Source organism: Acidobacteriota bacterium, assembly GCA_038040445.1.
Taxonomy (GTDB): domain Bacteria; phylum Acidobacteriota; class Blastocatellia; order UBA7656; family UBA7656; genus Onstottus_A; species Onstottus_A frigus.
Map to the genome: position 1 here is coordinate 77,811 of JBBPIG010000004.1, position 2,279 is coordinate 80,089.

Consider the following 2,279-nt stretch of genomic DNA (forward strand, 5'->3'; position numbering starts at 1 on the left):
GATGACGGATGACCGATGACGGATGACCGATGACGGATGACCGATGACGGATGACGGATGACCGATGACGGACGACGGACGACCGTCACCGGTCGCTTCCCGGTCGTCGGTCCTCGGTCGCTTTCCCGGTCGTCGGTCCTCGGTCGCTTTCCCGGTCGTCGGTCCTCGGTCGCTTTCCGGTCGTCGGTCCTCGGTCGCTTTCCCGGTCCTCGGTCGCTTTCCCGGTCCTCGGTCGCTTTCCCCATCGTCGGTCCTCGGTCGCTTTCCGGTCGTCGGTCCTCGGTCGCTTTCCCCATGTGCGGTCTAGTAGCTTTCTTCGCGTATCATCCCGTCGCTCCTGAGATCAGCCGGGAAGAACTGCGCATAGTCCGCGATCACATGGACACTCGCGGACCAGACGGCTTGGGCGAGTGGTTTTCATCTGACGGCCGGGTCGGACTCGGCCATCGCCGCCTTTCGATCATCGATCTCTCCAAAGCCGCCAGCCAGCCGATGACCAACGAGGATGGAACCATCCAACTCGTATTCAACGGCGAGATCTACAACTATCAAGCCCTCCGCGAGAAGCTCATTCGTCAAGGGCACACGTTCCGCTCTCACGCCGACTCCGAAGTGCTCGTTCATCTCTACGAAGAGCGCGGAGAAGAGATGGTCCACGACCTGCGCGGCATGTTCGCGTTCGCTCTGTGGGACGCCAGGCGAAACGCGTTGCTGCTGGCGCGCGATCCCTATGGCATCAAGCCGCTTTACTACGCCGACGATGGCTGGACAGTGCGCGCCGCTTCTCAGGTTAAAGCCCTGCTCGAAGGCGAGCACGTTTCGTTGCTCCCTGAGCCCGCGGGTATCGCCGGCTTTTATCTCACCGGCAGCGTCCCCGAGCCCTTCACCATCTATCAGGAGATTCGCTCTGTCCCCGCCGGCAGCATGATGTGGGTGAATGATCACGGCGCTTCCCAGGCGAAGGCCTACTTTTCGATAGCCCAGGTATTCCACGATGCGCGAACCGAAGGCACGCGCTTAAGCGAATCCGAGCTTAAGGAGGTTGTCCACGACGCGCTGTTGGACTCGGTCCGCCATCATCTGATCGCGGACGTGCCGGTCAGCGCTTTTCTTTCAGCCGGAATCGATTCAGGCACCATTGTCGGGCTGGCTCGTGAAGCGGGCGCCGAAGACTTGAAAACCGTGACTCTGGCATTCGAGGAATATCGCAGCACTCACGACGATGAAGCGCCGCTCGCAAGAGAAGTGGCGCACCTCTACGGCACCGATCATCGCACGCGCCCGTTGGACGAGACCGAGTTTCAGAGCGAGTTGCCAACGATCCTCTCGGTGATGGATCAGCCGTCGATCGACGGGATCAATGCTTACTTCATCAGCAAAGCGGCCGCCGAGATCGGAGTGAAAGTCGCATTGTCGGGATTGGGCGGGGACGAATTGTTCAGCGGCTACCCATCATTTCGAGACTTGCCCCAATGGGTTGGTAGTTCACGGCTCGCGGCACACGTGCCGGGGCTCGGCAAGCTTACACGGGCAATACTCTCTCACCTTATACCGCGCAATAAGTCGCCGAAGATGGCCGGGATGATCGAATACGGCGGCACCTATCCGGGCGCGTATCTATTACGCCGCGGGCTTTTCATGCCCTGGGAGTTGAAGGACGTTGTGGGGGAAGAGATGGCTGCCGAGGGGCTTCGCCGTCTTGCGCCAATGCGGTTGATTGAGGCCGCGATGGATCCCGATCCCGGGACGCCATATTCGCGAGTCGCCGCGCTCGAGGCGTCTTTATACATGCGCAACCAGCTTCTGCGCGACACCGACTGGGCGAGCATGGCGCACTCGGTCGAAGTTCGAGTGCCCCTGGTCGACGCCGCTTTGCTGAAGGCTCTCGCGCCGGCTCTGTCATGTCATCCCTGGCTTGCCAACAAGATGCTGTTGTCGCAAATCGCGGAGCCGCCCTTGCCGTTGGGTGTGAGCCAGCGCAGGAAGACCGGCTTCAACGTGCCGCTCAATCAGTGGATCGAGCGAAACAACAAGCTTGATGTGTGGCGAAGACTCCCCGTGCTAACCAGGCCGGGAACGCATTGGGCCCGGCGGTGGGCGTACACGTCGGTCTCGCTGGGGATGACGCAATGAACGACGGACGACGGACGACGGACGACGGATGACGGAAGACGACCGACGACGGATGACGGAAGACGACCGACGACGGGCGACGGCTGACGGACCGTCTCCGGTCCTCGGTCTCCGGTCCTCGGTCTCCGGTCCTCGGTCTCCGGTCC

Annotated in this window: 2 protein-coding genes; one reads left to right on the top strand and one right to left on the bottom strand. The window is 61.6% G+C overall.

Going from position 1 to position 2,279, the window contains the following annotated elements; translation table 11 throughout:
* A partial coding sequence (locus tag AABO57_05665; GenBank protein ID MEK6285209.1) for a hypothetical protein occupies window positions 1-245 on the bottom strand: 245 nt, incomplete at its 3' end.
* 49 nt (window positions 246-294) lie between these two features.
* Between AABO57_05665 and asnB the strand changes: the two genes are divergently transcribed.
* Window positions 295-2,133 carry an asparagine synthase (glutamine-hydrolyzing) gene (gene asnB, locus AABO57_05670; protein ID MEK6285210.1) on the top strand — a complete coding sequence of 613 codons (1,839 nt, stop codon included), beginning with the start codon at window positions 295-297 and terminating at the stop codon, window positions 2,131-2,133.
* Window positions 2,134-2,279: the final 146 nt, after the last annotated feature.

Coding starts and splice junctions, on each gene's coding strand:
- asnB (MEK6285210.1), top strand. CDS start 295: ATGTGCGGTCTAGTAGCTTTCTTCGCGTATCATCCCGTCGCTCCTGAG.